The sequence below is a fragment of the Streptomyces sp. NPDC005266 genome, assembly GCF_040607655.1.
Lineage (GTDB): Bacteria > Actinomycetota > Actinomycetes > Streptomycetales > Streptomycetaceae > Streptomyces.
Genome location: NZ_JBEXHC010000023.1, coordinates 1 through 25,751, shown reverse-complemented (window position 1 = coordinate 25,751; position 25,751 = coordinate 1). Strand labels below are relative to the sequence as shown.

Below are 25,751 nucleotides of genomic sequence, written 5' to 3'. Positions count from 1 at the left end.
AACGTGCCTACCGGTCGGTATGGTGAGGGGTCCCCGCCGCGTCACGCTGCCGCCGTCGTCGTCCCCGTCGTCCCCGGGAGGGACCCGTGAGTGCTGCCCGTACCGCCCTGCGTATCTGCCCGCTGTGCGAGGCCACGTGTGGGCTGACCCTAACCGTCGAGGAGGGCCGGGTGACCGCGGCGCGGGGCGATCGTGAGGACGTCTTCAGCCGCGGCTTCATCTGCCCCAAGGGCGCGTCGTTCGGCGAGCTCGACGCGGACCCCGACCGGCTGCGGCGACCGCTCGTACGCCGTGACGGGCGGCTTGAGGAGGCCGGCTGGGACGAGGCGTTCGCGGCCGTCGAGGCGGGGCTCGGGCCGCTGCTGCGGGAGCACGGACCGCAGGCCGTGGGGGTCGTGCTCGGCAACCCCACTGTGCACACCGTGGCCGGCGGGCTCTATCCGCCCCTGCTGCTCGGCGCGCTGGGCACCCGCAATGTCTTCACCGCCAGCACCCTCGACCAGATGCCCAAGCATGTCTCCAGCGGTCTGCTGTACGGCGACGCGAACGCGATACCGGTGCCCGACCTGGACCGTACGGACCATCTGCTGATGCTGGGCGCCAACCCGCTGGACTCCAACGGCAGCCTGTGCACCGCCCCCGACTTCCCGGGCCGGCTGCGGGCGCTGCGGCGGCGCGGCGGCCGGCTGGTGGTGGTCGATCCGCGGCGCACCCGTACGGCGAAGCTGGCCGACCGCCATGTGGCGATCCGGCCCGGCACCGACGCCCTGCTGCTCTTCGCCATGGTGCAGGTGCTGTTCGCGGAGGACCTGGTGGCGCTGGGCCCGCTCGCGGAGCATCTCAGCGGGGTGGAGGAGGTCCGGCGGCTGGCCGACGGCTTCCCGCCCGAGGCGGTGGCCGGGGCGTGCGATGTGACGGCCGAGGAGATCCGTACCCTCGCCCGGGAGCTGGCCGCGGCGGAACGAGGCGTCGTCTACGGCCGGATCGGCTCCACCACCGTCGAGTTCGGCACCCTCACCAGCTGGCTGGTCGATGTGGTCAACGCGCTCATCGGGCAGCTGGACCGGCCCGGCGGCGCGATGTTCCCGCTGCCCGCGACGGGCCGGCGGGAGAGCCCGGCGCGCCCCGGGAAGGGGTTCGCGCTGGGCCGCTGGCACTCCAGGGTCAGCGGGCATCCCGAGGCCAAGGGCGAACTGCCCGCGGTCGCGCTCGCGGAGGAGATCGAGACGCCGGGGGAGGGGCGGATCCGGGCGGTGCTGGCCATCGCGGGCAACCCCGTGCTGTCCGCGCCGGACGGCGACCGCCTCGACGCGGCGCTGGCCGGGCTCGACTTCATGGTCAGCGTGGATCCGTATCTCAACGAGACCTCCCGCCACGCCCATGTCGTGCTGCCGCCGCCCCCGCCCAGCCAGAGCCCGCACTTCGACTACGCCTTCAACAGCCTCGCCGTCCGCAACCAGGTCCGCTACACCCGTCCCGCCGTCCCGCTCGACGCCGACCGGATGAGCGAGGCCGACATCCTGGCGCGGCTGGTGCTGTGCGTCAGCGGCCAGGGAGCGGCCGATCCGTCGGTGGTGGACGCGATGGCGATCGACATGACCCTCGGCAAGGAGGTCGCCGATCCGGGCTCGCCGGTGTACGGGCGGAAGGGCGCCGAGCTGGCCGGGCTGCTGACCGGGCTGACCGGCGCCGAGCGGCGGCTGGACATGATGCTGCGGCTCGGCCCGTACGGCGACGGATTCGGCGCCGACCCCGACGGGCTGAGCCTGGAGAAGGTGCTCGCCCATCCGCACGGCATCGACCTCGGACCCCTCAGCCCGCGCATCCCCGGTCTGCTGAGGACCCGCAGCGGCACGGTGGAGCTGTGCCCGGAGCCCATCGCCGCCGACGTCGGCCGGCTGCGGCGGGCACTGGCCGACCGGCCCGCGGGGCTCGTGCTCGTCGGCCGCCGCCATCTGCGCTCCAACAACAGCTGGATGCACAACGTCCCGGCGCTGATGGGCGGAAGCAACCGCTGCACGCTCCAGGTGCACCCCGAGGACGCCGCCCGGCTGGGCCTGACCGACGGTGGCCTGGCCCGCGTCACGGGCGACGGCGGGGAAGTGGAGGTGCCGGTCGAGGTCACGGACGCGGTACGGACCGGGGTGGTGAGCCTTCCACACGGCTGGGGTCATAGCCGTCCCGGTATCCGGCTGTCCGTGGCCGAGGCCGATCCGGGGGTCAACGTCAATCAGCTCATCGACGGCGCGCGGCTCGATCCGCTGTCGGGGACGGCCGTGCTCAACGGGCTCCCGGTGCGGGTGAGCGCGTGTGCACCCGCCGCCCTTGAGCTCACCGTCACCCAACCTGATTGACCTGGGGTTTTGCGCTTATTGCTCACGCGTCAAGACCTTGTTAACCAAAAGTCGCGCCACCTAACGTCACCTCGACCGCCATATCTGGGGGAGTTCGAAGGCGAACGTGAGGTAGCCAAACCATGCTGACCATCCTCGGATTCGTCATGATCGCGACATTCCTGGTGTTGATCATGATGAAGAAGATGTCCCCGATGGGTGCCCTGGTGCTCATCCCGGCGCTGTTCTGCGTGCTCGTCGGGAAGGGCGCCCACCTCGGGGACTATGTCCTCGACGGCGTCGGCGACCTCGCGCCCACGGCCGCCATGCTGATGTTCGCCATCATCTACTTCGGGGTGATGATCGACGTCGGCCTCTTCGATCCGATCGTCCGGCTCATCCTGAGGTTCTGCAAGGCGGACCCGATGCGGGTGGTCGTCGGCACCGCCGTGCTCGCGGCGGTCGTCTCGCTCGACGGCGACGGCTCCACCACCTTCATGATCACCGTCTCGGCGATGGTGCCGCTCTACCGGCGGCTGAAGATGAGCCTCGTGGTGATGACCGGCGTCGCGGCCATGGCCAACGGCGTGATGAACACCCTGCCCTGGGGCGGCCCGACCGCCCGCGCCGCCGCCGCGCTCAAGGTCGACGCGAGCGACATCTTCGTGCCGATGATCCCGGCCCTCGCGGTCGGCCTGGTCTTCGTCTTCGCCCTCGCCTACGGCCTCGGGCTGCGCGAGCGCAAGCGTCTGGGCGTGCTGGCGCTCGAGGAGGTCACCGCGGGCGAGCCCGAGCAGGTGCTGGTCGGCGCCGGTTCCGGGGCCAAGGGCGGCAAGGACGGTAAGGGCGCCAAGGGCTCCAAGGGCGCGGTGACCGGCGGCCCGGCGACGGACGTCGCCGACGGTCCGGACGGCGACGACGAGGAATTCAAGGGCCTCCACCCGAACCGGCCCACCCTGCGGCCCAGGCTCTACTGGTTCAACGCGGCCCTGACCGTCGTCCTGCTCACCCTGATGATCATGGAGACGCTGCCGATCCCGGTGCTCTTCCTGCTCGGCGCCGCTATCGCGCTCACCGTCAACTTCCCGCACATGGCCGACCAGAAGGCCCGCGTCGCCGCCCATGCCGAGAACGTCGTCAACGTCTCCGGCATGGTCTTCGCCGCGGCCGTCTTCACCGGCGTCCTCACCGGCACCGGCATGGTCGAGCACATGGCCCGCTGGCTCGTGGACGGTGTCCCCGACGGCATGGGCCCGCACATGGCCGTCGTCACCGGTGTGCTGTCCATCCCGCTCACCTACTTCATGTCCAACGACGGCTTCTACTTCGGCATCGTGCCGATCCTCGCCGAGGCCGGGGCGGCCCACGAGGTCTCCGCGCTGGAGATCGCCCGCGCCTCGCTCGTCGGACAGGCCCTGCACATGTCCAGCCCGCTGGTCCCCGCCGTCTACGTCCTCGTCGGCATGGCGAAGGTGGAATTCGGCGACCACACCCGGTTCACGGTGAAGTGGGCGGCGCTCACCTCGCTGGTGGTGCTGGCCGCGGGACTCGCGTTCGGCATCATCTGACCCGTGGAGACCACGAGCCCACAGCCCGGTAGGGGCTGGCTGCTGCGCCTGGTCATCGCCTTCTCCTTCGCGCAGGGGGCGGTGAGCATGGCCCGGCCCGCCGTCTCCTACCGGGCTCTCGCGCTCGGCGCCGACGCCCGCGCGGTAGGGGTGATCGCCGGAATCTACGCCCTGCTGCCGCTGTTCGCCGCCGTACCGCTGGGGCGCCGCACGGACCATGGACGGTGCGCCCCGCTGCTGCCCATCGGCGTCGCGCTCATCGCCACCGGATGCGCGCTCAGCGGCTCGGCCGGAACGCTGCCCGAAATGGCCGCGTGGAGCGGGGTGATGGGGCTCGGCCATCTGTCATTCGTCATCGGCGCCCAGTCCCTCGTGGCCCGCCAGAGCGCCCCGGCCGACCAGGACCGCAACTTCGGCCACTTCACCATCGGCGCCTCGCTCGGCCAGTTCATCGGGCCGATCGCCGCCGGTCTGGTGGTCTCCGGGCACGATGGCGCGCTGGGGCGCACCAGCGCCGCCGCGCTCTTCGTCTCCGCCGCCGGCGCGGCCTTCTCGTTCACCGCGCTGTGGCGCATCGAGCACCGGACGGCCGGGCGGGCCGCCGCGCCCGCCGGGAAGACGCCCTCGCCGCGGGTGCCGGTGCGCGGAATCCTGACCACCCGCGGCGTCGCGTCCGGCATCTTCATCAGCCTCTCCGTGCTCTCCGCCACCGACATCCTCACCGCGTACCTGCCGGTCGTCGGTGAACAGCGCGGCATCTCGCCCTCGGTCGTCGGACTGCTGCTCAGCCTGCGCGCCGCCGCCACCGTCGCCTGCCGGCTCGTCATGACCCCGATGATCCGGCTGCTGGGCCGCACCGTGCTGATGGCCGTCAGCTGTCTGGGCGCCGCGCTGCTGTGCGCGGGCATCGCCCTGCCCGTGCCCGCCTGGGCGCTCGGGGCGCTGCTGGCCGGGCTCGGCTTCTGCCTCGGCGTCGGTCAGCCCTTGTCGATGACCACGGTCGTGCAGGCCGCGCCCGAGGGGGCGCGCAGTACCGCCCTGGCGCTGCGGCTGACCGGCAACCGGCTCGGTCAGGTCGCCGCGCCCGCCTCCGCCGGTGTGCTCGCCGGGCTCGCGGGCACGGCCGCCCCGTTCATCATGCTGGGCGGGCTGCTCCTCGGCTCGGCGGCGACAGCGGTACGCGGTGAGGTGACGGAGGGCACGCCCGGTGCCCTCTGTTCCCGGAAAACTACCGACGCTAGTTTGTTTCCCGACAGGAAAGTCCAGGCCGGCAGGAAGACCCAGGAACGTGCCGATGCGGGAGGGTGCGATGAAGGCCCATGACGGGATGTACATCGACGGAGCGTGGCGGCCGTCCGCCGGCTCCGACACCATCGAGGTCGTGAACCCGGCCGACGAACAGGTCATCGGCGCCGTACCGGCCGGTACCGCCGAGGACGTGGACGCCGCCGTACGCGCCGCCCGCGCCGCCTTCCCCGGCTGGGCCGCCGTCCCGCCCGCCGAACGCGCCGCCCGGCTGGCGGCGCTGCGCGACGCGCTCGCCACCCGGCGCGAGGAGATCGCCGAAACCGTCACCGCCGAACTCGGCGCGCCGCTCGCCTTCTCCCGCGCCGTCCACGCCGACGTGCCGATCACGGTCGCCGGATCGTACGCCGAGCTCGCGGGCTCGTACGCCTTCGAGGAGAAGGTCGGCACCTCGACGGTGTTCCAGGAGCCGGTGGGCGTCGTCGGCGCCATCACACCCTGGAACTACCCCCTCCACCAGCTCGTCGCCAAGGTGGCCCCCGCGCTCGCGGCCGGCTGCACGGTCGTCCTCAAGCCCGCCGAGGACACCCCGCTGGTCGCCCAGCTCTTCGCGGAGGCGGTGCACACGGCGGGCCTCCCGGCCGGGGTGTTCAACCTCGTCACCGGCCTCGGCCCGGTCGCCGGCCAGGCCCTGGCCGCACACGAGGACGTCGACCTCGTCTCCTTCACCGGCTCCACGGCCGTCGGCAAGCGGATCGGCGCGGTCGCGGGCGCGGCCGTCAAGCGGGTCGCCCTCGAACTCGGCGGCAAGTCCGCCAACGTCATTCTGCCGGGCGCCGATCTGACCAAGGCCGTCAAGATGGGCGTCGCCAACGTCTTCGCCAACTCCGGCCAGACGTGCAGCGCCTGGACCCGCATGCTCATCGACGCCGACCGCTACGAGGAGGCCGTGGCCCTCGCGGGGGCCGCGGCGAAGAAGTACGTCCCGGGCGACCCCCACGACGAGGGCGCCCGCCTGGGGCCCGTCGTCAACGCCACCCAGCGCGACCGGGTGCGCGGCTATATCGAACGCGGAGTGGCGGAAGGCGCCCGCCTCGTCGCCGGCGGCCCCCAGGCGCCCGAGGGCCGGGAAACCGGCTACTACATCGCCCCGACCGTCTTCGCCGACGTCACCCCCGAGATGGCCATCGCCCAGGAGGAGATCTTCGGCCCGGTCATCTGCCTCATGCGCTACCAGGACGAGGACGACGCGCTCCGTATCGCCAACGGCACCGTCTACGGGCTGGCGGGCGCGGTGTGGGCCGAGGACGACGCGACGGCCGTCGCCTTCGCCCGCCGGATGGAGACGGGACAGGTCGACATCAACGGCGGGCGGTTCAACCCGCTGGCCCCCTTCGGCGGCTACAAGCAGTCGGGAGTGGGACGGGAGTTGGGGGCGCACGGTCTGGTGGAGTACCTCCAGACGAAGTCGCTCCAGTTCTGATGCCCCTCGGCCGGGCCGCACCGTGCCTGCCCCCGGGTCTCGGGCGGGCCGCACCGTGCCTGCCCCCGGGTCTCGGGCGGGCCGCACCGTGCCCGCCCCCGGCCGCGACAATGCCTTCATCCGCCAACCCGAGGAGACACCGCCCATGACCCGCGCCGCCGTCCTCCCCGCCATCGGCACCGCGCTCCGGCTCGCCGACATCGATCTGCCCGACCCCGGCCCCGGGCAGGTGCGGGTGCGCCTCGCGGCCGCCGGGGTGTGCCATTCGGATCTGTCGCTCTCCAACGGCACGCTGCGCCAGCCCGCCCCCGCCGTCCTCGGGCACGAGGGGTCCGGCACGGTGACGGCGGTGGGCGAGGGGGTGACGGGGGTCGCGCCGGGGGACGCCGTCGTGCTCAACTGGGCGCCCTCCTGCGACGACTGCCACTTCTGCGGGCTGGCGGAGCCCTGGCTGTGTGCCAACGCCGGAATCGCCGCCACCGCCCCCTACGCGCGGCTCCGCTCCGACGGCAGTGAGCTCTACCCCGGGCTCGGCACGGCCGCCTTCGCCGAGGAGACCGTCGTACCGGCGCACGCCCTGCTGCCGCTGCCCGAGGGGGTGCCGCTCACCGAGGCCGCCCTGCTGGGCTGCGCGGTGCTCACGGGGTACGGCGCGGTGCACCACAGCGCGCGGGTCCGGCAGGGCGAGTCGGTCGCCGTGTTCGGCGTCGGCGGGGTGGGGCTGGCCGTGCTGCAGGCGGCCCGGATCGCGGGTGCGGGGACGATTGTCGCGGTGGATGTCTCCCCGGCGAAGGAGGAGCTGGCCCGTGCGGCCGGTGCCACCGAGTTCGTGACGGCCGACGAGGAGACGGCCAAGCGGATCCGCGCCCTCACCGGCGGCCACGGCGCGGACGTGGCCATCGAGTGCGTCGGCCGTGCCGACACCATCCGTACGGCGTGGTCCGCCACCCGGCGCGGGGGCCGGACGACGGTCGTAGGGATCGGCGGCAAGGAGCAGCAGGTCTCGTTCTCGGCGCTGGAGCTGTTCTACTTCGGGCGTACGCTCTCCGGCTGCGTCTACGGCAACAGCGACCCGGCCCGCGATCTCCCCGTGCTCGCCGACCACATCCGGGCGGGGCGGCTCGATCTGTCGGCCATGGTGACCGAGCGCATCGGCCTGGACGGCATCCCGGCGGCGTTCGACGCGATGCTCCAGGGGAAGGGCGGACGGGCCCTGGTGGTGTTCTAGGGCGCTCTACGGCCGCTCGCCGTTACCGTCCACCATGCTCAGCCAGCGGCCGTAGGCGTCCCCGAACGGCTCGGCCCCGTCGCCCACCGCCTTCAGCAGCCATCGCCCCGCCGCCTCGGCCTCCGTGACGACCTCCGCCGGGTATCCGTACCGCACCTGGTGCTCGGCGAACTCGTCCTGGTCGACCATCCGCGTCGAGCCGTCCGTCCGCCTGCGTATGACGTCGAGATCGAGGTCCACCATGGTGACCTCGTACGGCGAGACCCACTCGGGCGGTGTGGTGATATCGCAGTAGATCTCGGTCGCGCGCGGCGGGGCGTTGAAGGCCGCGGTCCACCATGCCTCGCGCGGGAAGAGGAGCACATGCGCGCATGCGATGGGGACCATGGGGCCGTAACCCTTGCGCATGACGGTGCCGCCGGGCAGGCCCAGCCAGACGCCGTGTTCGTCCTCGCCGAGCCTGCGCATGCGCTGATTCCAGTGCAAAGTGCCGTCATACTTGCGGTAGTTGACCGATACGAGCTGTGACATGGGGCGATCCTAAGACTTATCCCGTACGTGTGTGCGGGGGCGGCCGGTGTGCGGTCGTGTCGTTCCGGCGTGGGCCTTGGGCCGCTTGGGTGCGGGTCGGGTCTCATCCGGGGTTGCCACGGTGCAGGGTCCGGCATTTCGCCGAGCAGAGGCCGTCCGTTGCTGGGGAAGGGTGTTCCGGCGGGGTTCGGCTGCCGCGTGGGTCCGGCCCGAGGGTGCGGACTTCGGTGCGGTTGACTCGGTCAGGGCGTCTTGCAGCCCTTGGGTGAAGAGGATCTGGGCGGTGCGGGAGCGGGTGTGGTCCAGGCGGGCGGTTGTGGGGTCGTCGGGGTCGGTGAGGGTGGTGAAGGCGGCCAGGGCGGCGGAGACCAGGTCGCGGTCGCCTTTCAGCCCGCAGCCGCCTTCGGCCGGATCACAGTGATGGGTGCGCTGGCGCAGGGACTTGGGTACGTGTCGGCCGCACAGGCAGTGCTGGGACAGGGCGGTGGTGAAGGTCGAGGCGCGCAGGAGTCGTCCGCCGGTGGCCGTGCACTCGGCGGCGAGTGCGGTGATCAGCCGTCCGGGGGTGGTGGCTGAGCAGGCACGGCCCCACAGGCGGAACCAGGTGCGGATGTCACAGTCCTCGATGGTCAGGTTCGGCCCGTGGGCGTCGACCAGAGCGGCGGCGATCTTCTTCGCGCGGTGCTGGGAAGCCTCGGCCGCGCTCGCGGCCGAGGCACTGTGGCGGGCCCGCAGATTCCGGTAGCTGATGCTGACGGTGTCGCGGCGGTAGGCCTGTTGCGGCTTTCCGCTCGCGGTGGTGCGCCGGGATCCGGCCGGGACGGCGACGGTCTTGGGGGGCAGGCCTGCCGTTAGCCGGCGTTCGTCGCGGGCCTGCTGGCGGCGGGAGCGCTGGTACTGCTGGGGGTTGGTGGCGCGCCGCGAGCGGTCAAAGGCGCGCTGGCGCCCCCGAGCCTTCTTGCGCGCTGCGGCCAGGGCCTGCTGCTCCTGCTCGCTCAGGGTGATCCGGGAGGATCGTATGGGCCCGTCACCTTCGTCACCGGTGATGGGGAGGGAGACGACGGTGAGGTTGGAGACGTTGCCGTCCACCCCGCCGATACGCTGCCAGGCGGCGGCCTGCCGGCGCCGGGTACGGGTGGCGGTGGAAGCGTAACCGGGGGCCAGGACCATCAGATGGGCCTCGTAGGACCAGCCGCCGGGGGCGGCCGGATCCCGCCGCCGCACCAAGTCGATCTTGTGCCACCGGCTCGGGTCGTTCAGGTAGTGCAGCAGATAGGGCCAGCGTCCGGCGCCCTGTGGCAGCCGTACCGGTAGGACGATGTCCCCGCGTCCGGTGGGCCCTCCGGCAAAGACGACGGTCAGCGGCCCGGTGTGGTCGAACCAGGTCGCCGCCCTGCCGCGCGGGCGCCCCCGGGCATCGGTGGTCCCGGTGGGGATGCCTCCCGTGGGCCGGGCGAGGGTGGGCATGCGGCGCGGCTGGGCCAGCACCCGCATGCCCGGCGGGAGCCGGGCGGCCTGGGCGGGGGTGGTGACCGATGGCGGCAGCGCGGGGTGCCGGAAGGTGTCCAGGTGTCCGGCGAGGGTGCCGTGCAGGCGGAAGGTCTCCCACTTACGCTCGGTGGTGTGCGAACGGGCCCGGCCCGGGATGCGGGTGTACTCCCACCAAGTCCCGGTCCTGGGGCGTCCGGCCCGCCGCCCCGACGCGTCCGGGTGCAGGTGCCGGGCCACCCCGGCCCACACCTCATCGGCCTGATGCATCGCCAGCGCCTTGGAGACGTGATCGCTCAGCCAGCGTGAGTGTTCCACATGCTGATACGCGCGGTGCTCCAGCCCGGTGCGGGATAGGCCCAGCTCCGCCCGCCATGCCCTCACGTCCCTCTCACGCCGCACCTCACCGGCCCAGTAGGCATCCACCACATCCCGCGCATCACGTTGCAGGGCGCGTTTGACCTGCCACATCGCCGAAAACAACTGCTCCACCCGACGGCGGTCAGCCGCATCGCCAACAACCAGCGGCAGCCGGATCACCGACACCGGCGCATCCTTCGCCCGCCGCCACACCTCACCCCGGTTCGGCCCCCGAAACCGCCGCCCCGACCCAGGCGCAGCCGATGACCGACTCACCACACTCTCCCCCTTCCCTCTCTCCCGACCAGCGTCAGGCATAACGTCATGAAGTCTGTTCGGGTCACGGCCAGTTGTATGGAACTTCGTCTCGCCACCTGCCGTTCAGCTCATGTGAAGGCGTGGACGGGGCTGTCCGGGCCGCAGCTGCACGCCCTGATCACCCGTTTGTGGCGACGCCGCCCGGACAGCGGGTGCGGCTGGCCCTGGTCACTTGCCTTCGGCGACCGGGTGCTGCGGGTCGTCCTGAGCTACCGCACGAACCTCACCATGTAGCCGTTGGCCGGGCTGTTCGCCACCACGGACTCCACCGTGCACCGGGTCACCGTCGACCTCGCGCCGCACCTCGCCGGCCTGCTCGGCCCGCCGCCCACCAACCGGCGGGAGCTGTGCCTGGCGGACGACACCCTCATTCCGGTGCACGACCAGCAGAAGACGAAGAACTGTCGACGCAGTGTGCATGTGCACGTCTGCCGGGCCCGTGATCGCCGCATCGTCGCGGTCGGCAGACACCTGGCCGGGCAACCGCAACGATGTGGTGGTCTTCCGGGAGACCGTCGGCAAGACCTTGCCCGATCACCCCCGCCTGTCCGGCGACAGTGGTTATCAAGGAATCACGCGGATCCGCTCGCCCCGGCGCGGGCCTGACCGGAAGATCATCAAGGACCGGGCCTACCGGCAGTTCCGCAAGCGCCGCGCCGTCGCCGAACACGCCATCGCGCACCTCAAAGCCACCAGGTCCTCCGCCACTGCCGCCGCAAGAGAGAAGGGATCAACCACGCCGTCGCCGGCATCGCCGCCCTGCACAACCTGAAACTGGAGATCAACGTCTGACCACAGACCCGCAACTGCCCACAGGAAAGCACGTCTGACCTGGCACTACGGGATATCTCTTAGGCCCGGACCGGGCCTAACTGTCGCCCACCGCCGTCACCTGGCCGTTTCCGGGTGCCACAGGGCCAGCCCGTCCACCAGCGCCCGCAGCCCCGTCTCGAAGGCGCCCTCGTCCACCCGCTCCTGGTGCTCCGCGAGCAGATGCGCCTGGCCCAGATGCGGATAGTCGGCGGGGTCGTAGGCGCCCGGGTCGTCGACGAAGCCGCGCGCGAAGGAGCCGAGCGCCGAGCCGGCCACGAAGTAGCGCATCAGGGCGCCGATGCGGGTGGCGTAGGTGGGCGGCCAGCCCGCCTTGACCATGCCGCCGAAGACCGCGTCGGCCATCCGTAGCCCAGCCGGGCGGCGGCCGGGCCCCTGGGCGAGGAACGGCACGATGTGTGGATGGGCGGCGAGCGCCGCGCGGTAGGAACGGCCCCACTCCAGCAGCGCCGTCCGCCAGTCCTCGCCGTCGTCGAACATCGAGATGTCGACCTGGGCGATGACCGTGTCCGCGACCGCGTCCAGGATCTCGTCCTTGGTCGTGAAGTGGTTGTAGAGCGACGGCCCGCTGACCCCGAGCTCGGCGGCCAGGCGCCGGGTGGAGAGCGCCGCGAGCCCTTCGGCGTCCACCAGCGCGAGGGCGGTTGTGACGATGCGCTCGCGGCTGAGCAGGGGCTTGCGGGGGCGTGCCATGCAGCACATAGTAGAGCTCCACTATAAAACTAGCAGCGGTAGTTAAGCCGGTAACTCTCACAGGGAAGGTGCCCCATGGATCTCGCGCTCACCAAGGAGCAGATCGCGGTGCGGCGGCTCGCCAGGGACTTCGTCGACCGCGAGGTCACCCCGTACGCCGCCGAGTGGGACCGCGCGGAGCGAGTGGACCAGGACATCGTCCGCAAGCTCGGCGCGCTCGGCTTCCTGGGGCTGACCGTCCCCGAGGAGTACGGCGGCAGCGGCGGCGACCACCTCGCGTATGTCCTGGTCACCGAGGAGCTGGGCCGCGGCGACTCCTCGGTGCGCGGCATCGTCTCCGTCTCGCTCGGCCTGGTCGCCAAGTCGGTGGCCGCGTGGGGAAGCGAGGAGCAGAAGCGGGAGTGGCTGCCGAGACTGTGCTCGGGCGAGGCGGTGGGCTGCTTCGGGCTCACCGAACCCGGCACCGGCTCCGACGCCGCGCGGCTGACCACGCGCGCGGTACGGGACGGCGACAGCTATGTGATCAGCGGCGCCAAGACCTTCATCACCAACGGCACCTGGGCCGACGTGGTGCTGCTCTTCGCCCGCACCGGCCCGGACGAGGGCCACCGGGGCGTCAGCGCCTTCCTCGTCCCCGCCGACGAGCCGGGCCTGACCCGCCGCGAGATCCACGGCAAGCTCGGGCTGCGCGGCCAGGCCACCGCCGAGCTGACCCTGGACGGGGTGCGGGTGCCCGCCTCCGCCATGGTCGGCCCCGAGGGCAAGGGATTCTCGGTCGCCATGTCGGCCCTGGCCAAGGGGCGGATGTCGGTCGCGGCCGGGTGCGTCGGCATCGCCCAGGCGGCCCTGGACGCGGCGGTCGCGTACGCGGGGGAACGCGAGCAGTTCGGCCGCACCATCGCCCACCATCAGCTGGTCCAGGAGCTGATATCCGACATCGCGGTGGACGTGGACGCGGCGCGGCTCCTCACCTGGCGGGTGGCCGACCACATCGACCGCGGCCTGCCCTTCGCCACCGAGTCCTCCGTCGCCAAGCTCTACGCGAGCGAGGCGGCGGTGCGCTGCGCCAACAACGCGATCCAGGTCTTCGGTGGATACGGCTACATCGATGAGTACCCGGTCGGCAAACTGCTGCGCGACGCCCGCGTGATGACCCTGTACGAAGGCACCAGCCAGATCCAGAAGCTGCTCATTGGCCGGGCGCTGACCGGAGTCGCGGCCTTCTGAACCCCTTCCGGGCCGCGGCACCCGGACAGGGGCTAAGCGCTTGCTCACTCTCCGTGTAGGGTGTGCGCCATGGACGCGGAGCCGAAGAATACCGAGGGCAAGGCCGAGGTGTGGCGCGACATCACCCCGGACGCGGCCCGGCGGTTGGTGACCGCCGCGGTGCACGCCTTCGCGGAGCGCGGCTACCACGCCACTACCACCCGGGACATCGCGGGCCGCGCCGGGATGAGCCCCGCCGCGCTCTACATCCACTACAAGACCAAGGAAGAGCTGCTCTACCAGATCAGCAACGTCGGACACCGGCGCGCCCTGGACATCCTGGAGCGGGCGCGGGACAGCGGCGGCACCCCCGTCGAGCGGCTCGCCGACGCCGTCCGCTCCTTCGTCCGCTGGCACGCCGAGCACCATATGACCGCGCGCGTGGTCCAGTACGAGCTCGGCGCGCTCGCCGAGGAGCACCACGCCGAGGTCATCGCCATCCGCAGGGCGACCGACGGCGCGGTGCGCTCGATCATCGAGGACGGGGTGCAGACCGGCGACTTCGACGTCCCGGACGTCCGCGGCGCCACGGTCGCCGTGCTGTCCCTGTGCATCGACGTCGCCCGCTGGTTCAACGTCGAGGGCCGCAGCACCCCCGACGAGGTCGGCGAGCTCTACGCCGGACTGGTGCTGCGGATGGTCGGGGCGGGGCGCCCCTGACGCGCACCCCGCCCCGCCCTGCGGGCCCGTCAGGGGTAGAAGCGCACGACGGACTCCGCCACGCACGCCGGCTTGCTGCCGTCCTCCCGCTCCAGGGTCACTCCGAGCGTCATCTGCACGCCGTCCTTGACCTCGGCGACCTCGATGATCCGGCCCGAGGCCCGCAGTCGGGAGCCGACCGGGACGGGGGAGGGGAAACGCACCTTGTTCAGGCCGTAGTTGATGGCCATCCGTACCCCCTCGACCCGCAGCAGCTGCGGGGTGAACGAGGGCAGCAGGGACAGCGTCAGATAGCCATGGGCGATCGTCGTGCCGAAGGGGCCGGCGGCCGCCTTCTCGGGGTCCACATGGATCCACTGATGGTCGCCGGTGGCGTCGGCGAACAGATCGATCCGCTTCTGGTCGATCTCCAGCCAGTCGCTGGGGCCGAGTTCCTCGCCGACCGCGGACCGCAGTTCGTCGGGCGAGGTGAAGATCCTGGGCTCTGCCATGCATGCCTCCTGGGCAACCACTCACTAAGCGCTTGCTCAGCATGCGGGGGAAGGCTCGCCGCTGTCAACGCGTGGCGCCGGCCGCGGCGAGCCGCCGCCCGGCTTCCCGCCCTGGCGGCGCGGCCGTCGCGCGTGCGCGGCCGGGGGCAAGCGGGGCGCCGGAGAGAGCGAGGCACCCGCGGGCGTGGCGGCTGCCGCCGCCCAGGACGCGCTTGCCGCCCTGGGCCGCGGCGGCCGGGGTCACGCGGCCGCGTACCGCCTCTCGAACCGGGCGCGCCTGGACGCTGCCAGGGCTTCGGTGGTCAGGAGCGGCACCGGTACCACGATGCCGCAGTCCCCGCAGACGGGACCGGCCGCCGGATAGCGGTCCAGGTCCCCGCGCCAGACCAGACGCTCCTGCGCGCAGATGGGGCAGGCCGACCCCGGCCCCGACTCCATCGCCACGATCAGCCGGCGCAGTACATCGGCCAGCCGGCCGTCGGGGTGAGCCGAGGGGCTCTCGCAGGGCATGATGTCGCACCCGCCCCAGGTGTGCAGATGCCAGTCGTCGACGGCGCTCGGCTGGCGGATCCCGAGGAGTTTCTCCTGCCTGCGCCGGGCGGCGAAGTCCGCCTCGTACGCGAGCCACAGGGTGCGGGCCTCCTCGAGCTCCTCCAGCGCCGCGATCAGCCGCAGGGGCTCGGGTTTACGGTCCTCCGGAATGATCCCGCTCCGGGTGCACAGATGATGCCAGGTCGCCCGGTGCCCGTACGGCGCGAACCGTTCGAGACATTTGCGCAGCGAGGTGCGCCGGGCGGTGACGTGTCTGCGTGGATTGCGTACCTCTCGTGCCAGTGCTCTGAAACCGGCCACTTCATACCACCTCCGCGAGTGCGGACCCGACTCGTTGTCAAATGGACGTAACGCACTGCGATCCGGATCCATCGGATTCCCAGGAAGTTCGCGGATAGGCCAATCAAATAAGGTGACGCCCACTCATCTTCCGGGGTGGTTGAACCGTCGGTAACCTCCGTCACGACGGCTACCGCCAGGAGCTGATATGCGACCACGAATCGCCAAGCCCACCAGGACCCGCGACCCCATCGGATCCCGTAACCCCATCAGGCCCGTCAGAAACCGCACCCTCACCGGCACCGTGATCGCCGCGGCCGCCGTGCTGGGGCTCGGCGCGGCGCTCGTGGCGCCGCTTCCGCAGCCGGCCCGCGCGGAGCCCGCCGCCGCGGCCGCCACCGACTACTGCCGGGGCCAGTGCGCCGACGTCCTCCCGCCCGGCGCGAACGGCAACGCGACGCTGGTCGAGATCCTCGGCAACCGGGCGTTCGGCACCCACCCCGAGCACAGCACCGACCAACTCGGCCCGTACAGCAACCTGGCCGGGGGCTATCCGACCCTCACCGACGACAAGCTCGCCGGCTTCTTCAACGACTCCTCCTTCGGAGTGCCCACCGACCAGGTGGCCTCCGTGACCAAGCCGCGTGACGACGTCACCATCACCCGCGACAAGAAGACCGGTGTGCCGCACATCCAGGGCACCACCCGTGAGGGCACCGAGTTCGGCGCCGGATATGCCGCCGCCCAGGACCGGCTGTGGCTGATGGACCTCTTCCGCCACGTCGGACGCGGCGAGCTGACCCCCTTCGCCGGCGGCGCCGCCGCCAACCAGGGCCTGGAGCAGGACTTCTTCCGGCAGGCGCCGTACGCCGAGCAGGACTACCAGGGACAGATCGACTTCATCCTCTCCCACGGCGGCGAGCGCGGCCGGCAGGCGCTGGCCGACGCCCAGGCGTATGTCGACGGCATCAACGCCTATGCGAAGAAGGCGAAGCACGGCCGCTACTTCCCCGGCGAGTACGTGCTCACCGGGCACATCGACGCCATCACCAACGCCGGGGAGATCCAGCCCTTCGAGCTCACCGATCTGATAGCCCTCGCCTCCGTCGTCGGAGCCCTCTTCGGCAACGGCGGAGGCGGTGAGGTGGAGAGCGCGCTCTCGCTGCTCGCCGCCCAGCAGAAGTACGGCCTCGCCGAGGGCACCAAGGTGTGGGAGTCCTTCCGGGAGCGCAACGACCCGGAGGCGGTGCTGACCGTGCGCGAGGGCAGCTTCCCGTACGCGGACAAGCCCGCTGTGCCCAAGGGAGTGGCCATGCCCGACCCCGGCTCGGTCACCCCCGAACAGCTCGTCCACGACCGCCGGGGCGGCGCCGCGACGAAGGCGCGCACCGCGGTCAAGGCGCCCGGCTCCCTCGAGAAGCTGCGCGGCATCTACGACCACGGGGTGCTGCCCCGCGATCTGTTCAGCCGCAAGAAGGGCATGTCCAACGCGCTCGTCGTCTCCGGCAAGTACACCGCCGGCGGCCACCCGGTCGCCGTCTTCGGCCCGCAGACCGGCTACTTCGCGCCCCAGCTGCTGATGCTCCAGGAGCTCCAGGGCCCCGGGATCAGCGCACGCGGTGCCGCCTTCGCGGGCGTGGGGATGTACGTCCAGCTCGGGCGCGGCCAGGACTACGCGTGGAGCGCCACCACCTCCGCCCAGGACATCACCGACACCTACGCGGTCGAGTTGTGCTCCCCGGACGGCGGCACGCCCGGCAAGGACGCCACGTACTACCGCTTCCACGGCGACTGCGTGGCCATGGACAAGCTGGAGCGGCGCAACGCGTGGAAGCCCACCGTCGCCGACTCCACCGCCGCGGGCTCGTACCGGATGCAGGTCTACCGCACCAGGTACGGACTGGTGACACACCGCGCGACCGTCGGCGGCAAACCCGTCGCCTACACCTCGCTGCGCGCCACCTACCGCCATGAGGCCGACTCGATCATCGGCTTCCAGATGCTCAACGACCCGGGCTACGTACGGGACGCGAAGTCCTTCCAGGGCGCGGTGCAGCACATCAACTACACCTTCAACTGGTTCTACGCCGACTCCCGCCAGACCGCCTACTACAACAGCGGGCTGAACCCGGCGCGCGCCGCGGACGTGGACGCCACCCTGCCGGTCAGGGGCGAGGCGGCGTACGAGTGGCGGGACTTCGACCCGACGGCCAACACCGCCGCCTACACGCCGCCCGCCGAACACCCCCAGTCCATCGACCAGGACTACTACATCAGCTGGAACAACAAGCTGGCCAAGGACTACAGCGCGGCCGGCTTCGGCAACGGCTCGGTGCACCGCGGCAACCTCCTCGACGACCGGGTGCGCGCCCTGGTCGACAAGGGCGGTGTCACCCGTGCCGCGCTCACCCGGGCCATGGCCGAGGCCGCTCTCACCGATCTGCGCGGCGAGGACGTCCTGCCCGAGCTGCTGAAGGTGGTGCGGTCGGCGCCCATCGACGACCCGAAGCTCGCGACCGCGGTGGGGCAGCTGGAGGTCTGGCGGTCGGCGGGCGCACAGCGCCGTGAGACCAGCCCAGGCTCGCACACCTATGGGCATCCGGACGCCGTACGGATCATGGACGCCTGGTGGCCGCTCCTGGTGGAGGCCGAGTTCAAGCCCGGGCTGGGCGACGGCCTCTACGACGCGCTGCGCGCCAATCTGGGGGTCGACGAGGCGCCCTCGGCCGGGCACGGGCCCACCGGCTCGCACGCCGGATCGTCCTTCCAGTACGGCTGGTGGTCCTACGTCGACAAGGATCTGCGCAGCGTCCTGGGCGAGGACGTCAAGGGCTCGCTCGCCAAGCGGTACTGTGGCGGCGGCGAACTCGCCGCCTGCCGTGAGGCCCTGCTGACGAGCCTGCGGAAGGCCGTGGTCAAGACGGCGGCCGAGGTCTACCCCGGCGACGACAGCTGCGCGGCGGGCGACCAGTGGTGTGCGGACGCCATCGTCCACCGGCCGGTCGGCGGGCTGACCCACGACAAGATCAGCTGGCAGAACCGGCCCACCTATCAGCAGGTCGTGGAGTTCCCGGCGCACCGCTGAGGCCGCCGGGACCGCCGGGACCGCCGAGACCGCTGGGGCGGGGCCCGCCGCGTGCGGCCCCCGCCCCCGATCGAGGGTGGGGCCCGCCCCTACCTCGTGATCCGGCCCGCGCGCAGCACCACCCGCGCCAGCTCCTCATGACAGATGTCGCTGTGCCCGCCGATGCCCGGAGGGCCCTCCCGCACGACGTCCGACACATCGACGCTCACACAGCCGTCGGCCGGGAACGGATCGCCCAGCGCCGTGGCCAGATCCAGCCGCCTCATGCCCTCCACCGCCTGGATGCCGGTGTGGCCCATCGCCCCCCAGCGGGTGTCGCTGCCCGGCAGCAGTGAGGCATCGTCCCCGGCCAGCTGGGAGGCGACCGGGTAGAACACGCCGAGCGCGGTGTCATGGCGCGAGTGGCAGCACACCAGCGGCCCGCTGACCCGGCTGCGGTGACCGCGCAGCGCACCGCCGCGGTCGGTGGCGTGCGGCAGCCGCTCGGCGAACGCATAGTGCGAGAAGGCGCCCTGAAGCAGCGTCACGGATGCGACGGTGGTCTCCCCCGGGAGCCCGCCCAGAGCGTACGACACCAGCCGGCCGCCGAAGCTGTGGCCGACCAGGTGGAGCCGCGGGGCGGGGCGGGTGGCGGCCAGGGCGCCCAGCACTGGTCCGAGGCCGTCCCGCCCGACCGTTCCGGCCCTGCGCTTCATGGCGTAGTACGTGGCGTGGCGCAGGAGTTCTCGCGCCCCGTCCCACAGCCCGCCGGGCCCGCCGTTGAAGAGTGCGCAGCGTACGCCGGCCGTCTTCCGTGCCTCGGCGAGCGCGCCGGCGAACCGCTCGCAGACGGCGGCGGTGTGGTCCACGAGCATCGCGGGCTCGCCGTCCCCGTCCATGTCGGCCGCGTACCGGGCCGCGCCGGGCCCCTCGGGGGCGCGTACCAGACCGCGCACCAGCACACCGAACTCGTCCAGGGCCGCGGGCCGCTCGGGCCGCTCGGCCAGCAGCTCGGTGAGGCGTGCCACCAGCTGCCCGCGCCCGGGGAAGACGGCGTCCAGCGCGCGGCGGGTCTCCGCGTCGAGTCCCGGCCCGTCGCCGGGCGCCGGCTCCCGGGTAAGGCCCGCGAGGGTCTCGTCGGCGAACCGCATCGAGGGCCAGATCACCCCCACATAGCCGAGCCGCCTGTCCGGCGCCGTGCCCAGCAGGCCGGGGAAGGGCGCGAAAAAGCGGTCATAGAGGCCGGTGGCCATGGCACGGGTGTTGTTCCAGCCGTGCGAGAACACCACCAGATCGGTGATGCCCTGCCGGGCGGTTCCTTCCAGCAGCCGGTCACGCTGCCGGGTGTCGACGTCCCCGTCGGCGTCGAATCCCAACTCCCAGTACGGTCCTACGCTCATCCCCGTCAAGCTGTTCCCCTCGGGTGGCCCGATGTGCGGGCATTGTCCCAATCGGCCGCTCCGCCGGCCATACGACACGCGTACGGTCGGCGTCGATCAATCCGCCAGCCGTTCGCCTTACCCCGAATGCGGCCGGGCGGAACGAATTCCCGGAAATCATCGCGAGGATATCGCCGCTGTTCCGAAGATCAGTTCCTGATCGCGTTTCGGGACCGTTCCGGGACGGTTCTGGATCAGTTCTGCCGAAGACGCTGCACTATGCTGCCGAATCGTCGTCGCGGCGCGGAATACTCCCAGCGAAAGGCAATGCCCCCCATGCCCTTAAGCGATCGGTGGCAGTACCCCACGGCGCTGCTGGACACCACGATGGACCAGCTCCGCACGCCTTTTGGGCCGCCTCGGCGTACAGCCGTGCCGCCGTCGCCAGGTCGCCGTCGCGCTCGTGCGGGTACGCCGCCACGGCGGTGTGGCGGGGGCGGTGAGTCGTTCAGCGTCGCGAGCGCCGCCAGCCCGGCGCGCGGTCCGTCGGCCTCGCCGACGGCCACTGCGCGGTCAGAGCCCGGTCAGCAGGTGGACCGGTCCCATGCGTAGATCCGTGCACTCGTCGAGGAGGCCATGGTCACCCTGAAGTCCTGGCGACTCCTCCGCAAGTTCCGGTGCTCGTCCACCCGGGTCACTGCCGTGTCCAGGCCGTCCTCACTCTGCATCTGACCAGCTCAGGCCGATGATGGAAAAGCCTTGCCGTCGACAGTCGCTGACAACCGATCGCGGCAACGACGCGGCTCGCGAGACGGTCGCTACCTGGCGCCGGCCGGGCCCGCGGGTTTGGAGAGCAGGACGTCGTACTCCCTGGGCAGTTGGGCGGTCGCGTGCGGAACCCCTGGTCGCCGACCGCTTCCCTCAGGGTGGCCAGGACCGCGCGGATCCCGGCCTCCGCGAGTTCGCGGGGCACGTCCGCGCGGTCGGCCACACGCCGCACGAACGAGTCGGCCCCGTAGCCCTTCGCGATCTCCTCGTCCGTGCGCAGCCAGCTCTTCAGCGGTTCCGGCAGCGGCTCCGCGAGGTCCTGGGCCTCTCCGCCGCTGATCCGGTCGGCGAGCACCTCAAAGGTGGCGCGTGTAAGGGTCTCCGCAACGTCGAGGGAGACGCCCGCCCGCTCGGCTGCCTTCGCCAGGAATGCGTCGTACTCGATGCGACCCTGCCCCAGTCGTCGTCAGGCCGTCCGTCGGCGTGATCACCAACAGATCCAGTCAAACCCATACCTGTCGCCTCGGCCACTGGGCAGGGCCGGCATCGATCCCGCCGTGTCGCGGAGTGGCCATGAGTTCCTGCAGGTCAGCGTATACGCCCCAGTGAGGGATGACCTGCCGGTTGCTGCCGCATGCCCGGCGGGGTCCACTGGGGGGTAGAGGGCCTCATCCGGAAAGGGGCTGTTCCATGCAGCGGCAAACAAAGGACCCCAGAACGCGGGTGACTGCCCGCGGCCGAGCACTCCCGGCGGTGATGTCGTGACCGCCCGGGTCGAGTGCGTGGTGACGACCGGCGTCGTGGCCGGGCCGGACGCGGACACCACGCCGATGGAGAACAACGTGTGGATCGTCGGTGACGACGAGCAGGCGCTGGTGGTCGACGCCGCACACGAGCCGGACGTCATCGCCACGGCGCTCGGCGACCGCCGCGTGGTGGCGATCGCGTGCACCCACGCACACAGCGGACACGTCGACGCAGCGGTGGCTCTGTCCGACCGCACCGGGGCTCCGATCATGCTGCACCCGGACGACCTGGAGCTGTGGCGCCGCAGCTTTCCCAGCCGTGTCCCCGACGAGGAACTCGTCGACGGCCGGGTGATCGATGTCGCCGGAACTGTTCTGACGGTGCGTCACACTCCGGGACACACGCCGGGATCCGTAAGTCTGTACGATCCGGCGCTGCGCAGCGTCTTCACCGGGGACATGCTGCTCTCGCGCGGCCCTGGAGCCATCGGGCCGGAGGACTCCGACTTCCAGGCGATGACCCACTCGATCCGCGAGCGCCTCGTCACCCTGCCCCCCGAGACGGTGGTGTGCCCGGGGCATGGCGACGTCACCACGGTCGGCGAGGTGGGCGAGCGGGTGGAGGACTGGCTCCGCCGCATCACGTGAGAGCGAGAGGCCCAGAAAGCCGAAGACGGCCAGGGTGCCACTGAGCCCTTTCCAATCCGAGGCCGACGGCCTCATACCGGGCTTTCTGCGCGGCTGGTTCGGCAGCCGTTTCCGCCAGGAGCTGCATATCGCGGCCGAGATCGACACCGTGCAGTACGGACTCGAACTGCTCTCCTCCGGGGTGGTGCGCGGCTGCGTGTTCGTCACCCAGCACATCGGCGACGCGGTGGCCGACGGCCGGCTCCAGACCAGCGCCGGGCTGCGGACGCTGGAGCTGACCGATGACATCGGGCCGGAGCTGGAGGTGCTGGTCGGGGTGTTCGTACGGGATGGGGAGCGCGCCGCCCTGGACGCCGCCCATCCGCTGAATGTGGTGTGGAACGCGCTGGCGGGGGAGAACGCCCGATGGCGCCGGGTGATGCGCAAGGGCGAGCCGGGGCGGTAGGGCATCGGTCGGCATCGGTCATCGGCTGGTCAGCGGGCGTCCCTCTTCCGTTTCCACATACCGACTGGTTAGTCTGCCGCTGCGACACGGCGCGGTGCGGGGCAGCACGGTGCGGTGTGCGCGGCAGAGCCGTCGATCCCGAGGAGCGTCCGATCGTGGGTACCGTGCGTGGAGCGCGTGTCGTCGTCACCGGAGCGGGCGGCGGCATCGGCGCAGCCCTGGCCCGCCGCTTCGCCGCCGAGGGCGCGCAGGTCGTGGTGAACGACCTCGACGCCGCCAAGGCGAAGTCCGTCGCCGACGAGATCGGCGGGACCTCCGTCCCCGGCGACGCCTCCGGCATCGTGCCCGAGGCCCGCGAGGCGCTCGGCGGCACCATCGACGTCTTCTGCGCCAACGCCGGGGTCGGCCACGGCGGCGGGCCCGAGGCCGACGAGCGGCTGTGGGCCGAGGCATGGGACGTCAATGTGATGGCCCACGTCCGGGCGTCCCGTGAGCTGCTGCCCGAGTGGCTGGAGCGCGGCAGCGGCCGATTCGTCTCCACCGTGTCCGCCGCCGGACTGCTCACCATGCTGGGCTCGGCCCCCTACAGCGTCTCCAAGCACGCCGCTCTCGCCTTCGCCGAATGGCTCTCGGCCACCTACCGCCACCGCGGCATCAGCGTGCACGCCATCTGCCCGCAGGGCGTGCGCACCGACATGCTGACGGCCAGCGGCGCCACCGGGGAAGTGGTCCTCGCCCCCACCGCGATCGAACCCGAGCAGGTCGCCGACGCGCTGTTCGAGGGCATCGCCGAGGAGCGCTTCCTGATCCTCCCGCACCCCGAGGTCGGCCGCTACTACGCCAGCCGGGCCAAGGACACCGACCGCTGGCTCAGTGGTATGAACGAGGTGCAGCGCACGCTCGAAGAGCAAGGCGCGCTCTCCACGGCAACCGACTGACCCGCCCCCCCGCACCTCTCCACCCTCACCGAAGAACAGGGGCCGCTCCGCATGACGTCGTATCAGGACAAGCCATGGCTCGCTCAGCTCACCGAGGCACAGCGCGCGCCGATCACCCCGCGGACGAGCGTGCTGCACGCCTTCCGGGACGCCGTGCGGACCTCCCCGGACCACCCGGCGATCGCCTACTTCGACGGACGGCTGACCTACCGGGAGGCCGATGAGCTCACCGACGGCATAGCCGGCCATCTCGCCGAGCGCGGCTTCCGGCCCGGCGACCGGCTCGCGATCATGCTGCAGAACACCCCGCACTTCGTCCTCGCGCTGATCGGCGCCTGGAAGGCGGGCGGCACCGTCGTGCCGGTCAACCCTATGTACAAGGGCGGGGAACTCGGGCACATCCTGGGCGACGCCGAGGTGAGAGCCGTCGTGTGCTCCCGCCGCGCCTGGGAGGAGTACGTCCGCGAGACGGCCGCCGCGTCCCCCGTGCGCATCGCGCTCACCGCCGACGCCCGCGACTTCCAGACCCGCGACGATGAGCGGGTGCTGCGCGAGGGGCCCGTCCCCGTACCCGAGGACACCGCCGATCTGGTCGCGGTCGCCCGCGCCGGAGCCCGCCCGCCCGCCGTCCCCGAGCCGGGCGCCGACGACATCGCGCTGATCAGCTACACGTCCGGGACCAGTGGCACCCCCAAGGGCGCCACCAACACCCACGGCAACATCTCCTACAACGCCGAGCGGCAGCACCTGCTCCATGAGCTGCCGGCAGGCACGACGATCTTCGCGCTGGCGCCGCTGTTCCACATCACCGGCATGGTCTGCGAACTGGCCGCGTGTATCGCGGGCGCCGGGACCCTGGCCCTCGCCTACCGCTTCGAGACCGGTGTCGTCCTGGACGCCTTCGCCGAGCACCGCCCCGCCTACACCGTCGGCCCCTCCACCGCCTTCATGGCGCTGATGGCCCACCCCAAGGCGACCCGCGACCACTTCTCGTCCTTCCGGATCATCTCCTCCGGCGGCGCCCCGCTGCCGCCCGCGCTGGTCGAGCGGTTCCAGTCGGCGCTGGGCCCGTATCTGCACAACGGCTATGGACTCACCGAGTGCACCGCCCCGTGCGCCAGCGTCCCGCCCGGCGTCCGGGCCCCCGTCGACCCGGCGTCCGGCACTCTCGCCGTCGGCGTCCCCGGCGCGGACACGGTCGTCCGCATCGTGGACGAGGAGGGCAGGGAGGTGCCGTTCGGCGAGGCGGGCGAGATCGTCGTGAGCGGCCCGATGGTCGTCCCCGGTTACTGGCGGCGCCCCGAGGCCACCGCCGCCGCCCTCCCCGACGGAGAACTGCGCACCGGTGACATCGGCTTCATGGACGAGGGCGGCTGGCTCTATGTGGTCGACCGCAAGAAGGACATGATCAACGCCTCGGGGTTCAAGGTGTGGCCGCGTGAGGTCGAAGACGTGCTCTACACTCACCCGGCCGTTCGTGAGGCGGCCGTCGTCGGCAAACCCGACGCCTACCGCGGCGAGACGGTCAAGGCGTACATCAGCCTGCGACCGGGGGCGGAGGCCACGTCGGAGGAGCTGTCCGCGTACTGCGCGGAGCGGCTCGCCGCGTACAAGTACCCCCGCGAGGTGGAGATCCTGCCCGAGCTGCCGAAGACGACGAGTGGCAAGATCCTCCGACGGGAACTGCGAGGATAGAGAGAACGGTGGCGACCATGGCCAAAGCGACGGACGGCGACGGACAACCGGTGCCACAGCGGCTCCTGGCCGCTGCGACCCGCCTCTTCGCGGAGCGTGGATTCGACCGGACGTCCGTGCAGGAGATCGTCGAGGCGGCGGGCGTCACCAAGGGCGCGCTCTACCACTACTTCGGCTCCAAGGACGATCTGCTCCATGAGATCTACGGCCGCCTGCTGAGGCTCCAGCAGGCGCGGCTCGACGCCGTCGCGGACGCCGACGCCCCGGTGGAGCGGCGGCTGCGCGACGCGGCGGCCGATGTCGTCGTCACCACGATCGAGAACCTCGACGACGCCACCATCTTCTTCCGGTCCATGCACCAGCTCAGCCCGGAGAAGCACAAGCAGGTACGCGCCGAGCGCCGCCGCTACCACGAGCGGTTCCGCGCGCTCGTCGAGGAGGGCCAGCGGGCCGGGGTGTTCAGGGCGGACACCCCGGCCGACCTGGTGGTCGACTACCACTTCGGCTCCGTCCACCACCTGGGCACCTGGTACCGCCCCGGCGGCCCCCTGACCCCCCAGCAGGTGGCCGACCACCTGGCCGACCTGCTGCTGCGAGCCTTGCGGCCGTGAGCTTCAGCCCGTCCGGCGATTGAGGACACGGGCGGAGGGCGTCTCGGGCCGACGGCGGGTGGGGGCAAGAGCCCCCCCCCCCCGCCCTCAGCACAGGTACTTATTCGGCCCCCACCCCCCCCCGGCTCCAC

At 71.7% G+C, this 25,751-nt stretch carries 21 protein-coding genes and 3 pseudogenes; 16 read left to right on the top strand and 8 right to left on the bottom strand.

The window, feature by feature from the left end:
* The first annotated feature begins 86 nt into the window (after positions 1-86).
* The 5 genes from ABZU99_RS29535 to ABZU99_RS29515 all read left to right on the top strand — a co-directional run bounded on the left by ABZU99_RS29535 (position 87) and on the right by ABZU99_RS29515 (position 7,857).
* A complete protein-coding gene (locus tag ABZU99_RS29535; RefSeq protein WP_356047674.1) occupies positions 87-2,354 on the top strand; it encodes a molybdopterin oxidoreductase family protein in 2,268 nt (755 codons plus the stop codon).
* Positions 2,355-2,476: 122 nt separating this feature from the next.
* Positions 2,477-3,901 carry a citrate:proton symporter gene (locus ABZU99_RS29530; RefSeq protein ID WP_356047672.1) on the top strand — a complete coding sequence of 475 codons (1,425 nt, stop codon included), beginning with the start codon at positions 2,477-2,479 and terminating at the stop codon, positions 3,899-3,901.
* Between the two features lie 3 nt (positions 3,902-3,904).
* Positions 3,905-5,224, top strand: coding sequence for an MFS transporter (locus tag ABZU99_RS29525; RefSeq protein WP_355954034.1), 1,320 nt, complete (start codon positions 3,905-3,907; stop codon positions 5,222-5,224).
* Positions 5,211-6,629, top strand: coding sequence for an aldehyde dehydrogenase family protein (locus ABZU99_RS29520; RefSeq protein WP_356047777.1), 1,419 nt, complete (start codon positions 5,211-5,213; stop codon positions 6,627-6,629). Before ABZU99_RS29525 ends, ABZU99_RS29520 begins: the two co-directional genes overlap by 14 nt.
* A gap of 145 nt (positions 6,630-6,774) precedes the next feature.
* A complete protein-coding gene (locus ABZU99_RS29515; RefSeq protein WP_355954028.1) occupies positions 6,775-7,857 on the top strand; it encodes a Zn-dependent alcohol dehydrogenase in 1,083 nt (360 codons plus the stop codon).
* A 6-nt stretch (positions 7,858-7,863) separates the two neighbouring features.
* Here ABZU99_RS29515 and ABZU99_RS29510 read toward each other — a convergent pair whose 3' ends face one another.
* The gene (locus tag ABZU99_RS29510) at positions 7,864-8,388 is read right to left on the bottom strand and encodes a DUF402 domain-containing protein (RefSeq protein WP_355954026.1); all 525 of its coding nucleotides are present in this window, start codon (positions 8,386-8,388) and stop codon (positions 7,864-7,866) included.
* A gap of 9 nt (positions 8,389-8,397) precedes the next feature.
* A complete protein-coding gene (locus ABZU99_RS29505; protein WP_356047669.1) occupies positions 8,398-10,422 on the bottom strand; it encodes a transposase in 2,025 nt (674 codons plus the stop codon).
* 168 nt (positions 10,423-10,590) lie between these two features.
* On the opposite strand from ABZU99_RS29505, the gene ABZU99_RS29500 reads away from it, so the two are divergent.
* Positions 10,591-10,788, top strand: coding sequence for a hypothetical protein (locus ABZU99_RS29500; RefSeq protein ID WP_355954022.1), 198 nt, complete (start codon positions 10,591-10,593; stop codon positions 10,786-10,788).
* Between the two features lie 205 nt (positions 10,789-10,993).
* Complete coding sequence (locus ABZU99_RS29495) at positions 10,994-11,326, top strand: hypothetical protein (RefSeq protein WP_355954019.1); 333 nt, start codon at positions 10,994-10,996, stop codon at positions 11,324-11,326.
* Between the two features lie 116 nt (positions 11,327-11,442).
* On the opposite strand, the gene ABZU99_RS29490 is transcribed toward ABZU99_RS29495, so the two are convergent.
* Entirely contained in the window at positions 11,443-12,087 is a 645-nt protein-coding gene (locus tag ABZU99_RS29490; protein WP_356047667.1) for a TetR/AcrR family transcriptional regulator C-terminal domain-containing protein, read from the bottom strand.
* A 66-nt stretch (positions 12,088-12,153) separates the two neighbouring features.
* On the opposite strand from ABZU99_RS29490, the gene ABZU99_RS29485 reads away from it, so the two are divergent.
* Both ABZU99_RS29485 and ABZU99_RS29480 read left to right on the top strand, forming a co-directional pair.
* Positions 12,154-13,305: an acyl-CoA dehydrogenase family protein gene (locus tag ABZU99_RS29485; RefSeq protein WP_356047665.1), complete on the top strand. Its 1,152-nt coding sequence runs from the start codon at positions 12,154-12,156 to the stop codon at positions 13,303-13,305.
* 69 nt (positions 13,306-13,374) lie between these two features.
* Entirely contained in the window at positions 13,375-14,004 is a 630-nt protein-coding gene (locus ABZU99_RS29480) for a TetR/AcrR family transcriptional regulator (RefSeq protein ID WP_355954010.1), read from the top strand.
* 29 nt (positions 14,005-14,033) lie between these two features.
* Here ABZU99_RS29480 and ABZU99_RS29475 read toward each other — a convergent pair whose 3' ends face one another.
* Both ABZU99_RS29475 and ABZU99_RS29470 read right to left on the bottom strand, forming a co-directional pair.
* Positions 14,034-14,495, bottom strand: coding sequence for a MaoC family dehydratase (locus ABZU99_RS29475; RefSeq protein WP_355954008.1), 462 nt, complete (start codon positions 14,493-14,495; stop codon positions 14,034-14,036).
* A gap of 240 nt (positions 14,496-14,735) precedes the next feature.
* Positions 14,736-15,347, bottom strand: coding sequence for a hypothetical protein (locus tag ABZU99_RS29470; protein ID WP_355954006.1), 612 nt, complete (start codon positions 15,345-15,347; stop codon positions 14,736-14,738).
* 187 nt (positions 15,348-15,534) lie between these two features.
* Between ABZU99_RS29470 and ABZU99_RS29465 the strand changes: the two genes are divergently transcribed.
* Complete coding sequence (locus tag ABZU99_RS29465) at positions 15,535-18,411, top strand: penicillin acylase family protein (protein ID WP_356047662.1); 2,877 nt, start codon at positions 15,535-15,537, stop codon at positions 18,409-18,411.
* Positions 18,412-18,500: 89 nt separating this feature from the next.
* Here the strand turns inward: ABZU99_RS29465 and ABZU99_RS29460 are convergent, their stop codons facing one another.
* A complete protein-coding gene (locus tag ABZU99_RS29460; RefSeq protein ID WP_356047660.1) occupies positions 18,501-19,790 on the bottom strand; it encodes a serine-threonine protein kinase in 1,290 nt (429 codons plus the stop codon).
* A 256-nt stretch (positions 19,791-20,046) separates the two neighbouring features.
* Positions 20,047-20,344: pseudogene (locus tag ABZU99_RS29455) on the bottom strand (hypothetical protein); the annotation flags it as partial.
* Between the two features lie 7 nt (positions 20,345-20,351).
* On the opposite strand from ABZU99_RS29455, the pseudogene ABZU99_RS29450 reads away from it, so the two are divergent.
* Positions 20,352-20,518 (top strand): annotated as a pseudogene (locus ABZU99_RS29450) (IS5/IS1182 family transposase); the annotation flags it as partial.
* A gap of 164 nt (positions 20,519-20,682) precedes the next feature.
* Here the strand turns inward: ABZU99_RS29450 and ABZU99_RS29445 are convergent.
* A pseudogene (locus ABZU99_RS29445) lies at positions 20,683-20,964 on the bottom strand (DUF2267 domain-containing protein); the annotation flags it as partial.
* Positions 20,965-21,298: 334 nt separating this feature from the next.
* Between ABZU99_RS29445 and ABZU99_RS29440 the strand changes: the two are divergent.
* From ABZU99_RS29440 to ABZU99_RS29420, 5 genes are all read left to right on the top strand, one after another.
* On the top strand, positions 21,299-21,931 hold the full coding sequence (locus ABZU99_RS29440) for an MBL fold metallo-hydrolase (RefSeq protein WP_356047658.1): 633 nt from the start codon (positions 21,299-21,301) through the stop codon (positions 21,929-21,931).
* A 34-nt stretch (positions 21,932-21,965) separates the two neighbouring features.
* Positions 21,966-22,376: a hypothetical protein gene (locus tag ABZU99_RS29435; RefSeq protein WP_356047656.1), complete on the top strand. Its 411-nt coding sequence runs from the start codon at positions 21,966-21,968 to the stop codon at positions 22,374-22,376.
* 155 nt (positions 22,377-22,531) lie between these two features.
* A complete protein-coding gene (locus tag ABZU99_RS29430; RefSeq protein WP_356047654.1) occupies positions 22,532-23,314 on the top strand; it encodes an SDR family oxidoreductase in 783 nt (260 codons plus the stop codon).
* Positions 23,315-23,365: 51 nt separating this feature from the next.
* Entirely contained in the window at positions 23,366-25,009 is a 1,644-nt protein-coding gene (locus ABZU99_RS29425) for an AMP-binding protein (RefSeq protein WP_356047652.1), read from the top strand.
* An 8-nt stretch (positions 25,010-25,017) separates the two neighbouring features.
* Positions 25,018-25,620: a TetR/AcrR family transcriptional regulator gene (locus ABZU99_RS29420; RefSeq protein ID WP_355949473.1), complete on the top strand. Its 603-nt coding sequence runs from the start codon at positions 25,018-25,020 to the stop codon at positions 25,618-25,620.
* The last annotated feature ends 131 nt before the right edge of the window (positions 25,621-25,751 follow it).

Bases quoted from the DNA above. Each gene is read 5' to 3' on its own strand.
- ABZU99_RS29490 (WP_356047667.1), bottom strand. From the start codon at position 12,087: ATGTGCTGCATGGCACGCCCCCGCAAGCCCCTGCTCAGCCGCGAGCGC.
- ABZU99_RS29485 (WP_356047665.1), top strand. From the start codon at position 12,154: ATGGATCTCGCGCTCACCAAGGAGCAGATCGCGGTGCGGCGGCTCGCC.
- ABZU99_RS29510 (WP_355954026.1), bottom strand. From the start codon at position 8,388: ATGTCACAGCTCGTATCGGTCAACTACCGCAAGTATGACGGCACTTTG.
- ABZU99_RS29515 (WP_355954028.1), top strand. From the start codon at position 6,775: ATGACCCGCGCCGCCGTCCTCCCCGCCATCGGCACCGCGCTCCGGCTC.
- ABZU99_RS29465 (WP_356047662.1), top strand. From the start codon at position 15,535: ATGCGACCACGAATCGCCAAGCCCACCAGGACCCGCGACCCCATCGGA.
- ABZU99_RS29425 (WP_356047652.1), top strand. From the start codon at position 23,366: ATGACGTCGTATCAGGACAAGCCATGGCTCGCTCAGCTCACCGAGGCA.
- ABZU99_RS29480 (WP_355954010.1), top strand. From the start codon at position 13,375: ATGGACGCGGAGCCGAAGAATACCGAGGGCAAGGCCGAGGTGTGGCGC.
- ABZU99_RS29475 (WP_355954008.1), bottom strand. From the start codon at position 14,495: ATGGCAGAGCCCAGGATCTTCACCTCGCCCGACGAACTGCGGTCCGCG.
- ABZU99_RS29500 (WP_355954022.1), top strand. From the start codon at position 10,591: ATGGAACTTCGTCTCGCCACCTGCCGTTCAGCTCATGTGAAGGCGTGG.
- ABZU99_RS29530 (WP_356047672.1), top strand. From the start codon at position 2,477: ATGCTGACCATCCTCGGATTCGTCATGATCGCGACATTCCTGGTGTTG.
- ABZU99_RS29520 (WP_356047777.1), top strand. From the start codon at position 5,211: ATGAAGGCCCATGACGGGATGTACATCGACGGAGCGTGGCGGCCGTCC.
- ABZU99_RS29460 (WP_356047660.1), bottom strand. From the start codon at position 19,790: ATGAGCGTAGGACCGTACTGGGAGTTGGGATTCGACGCCGACGGGGAC.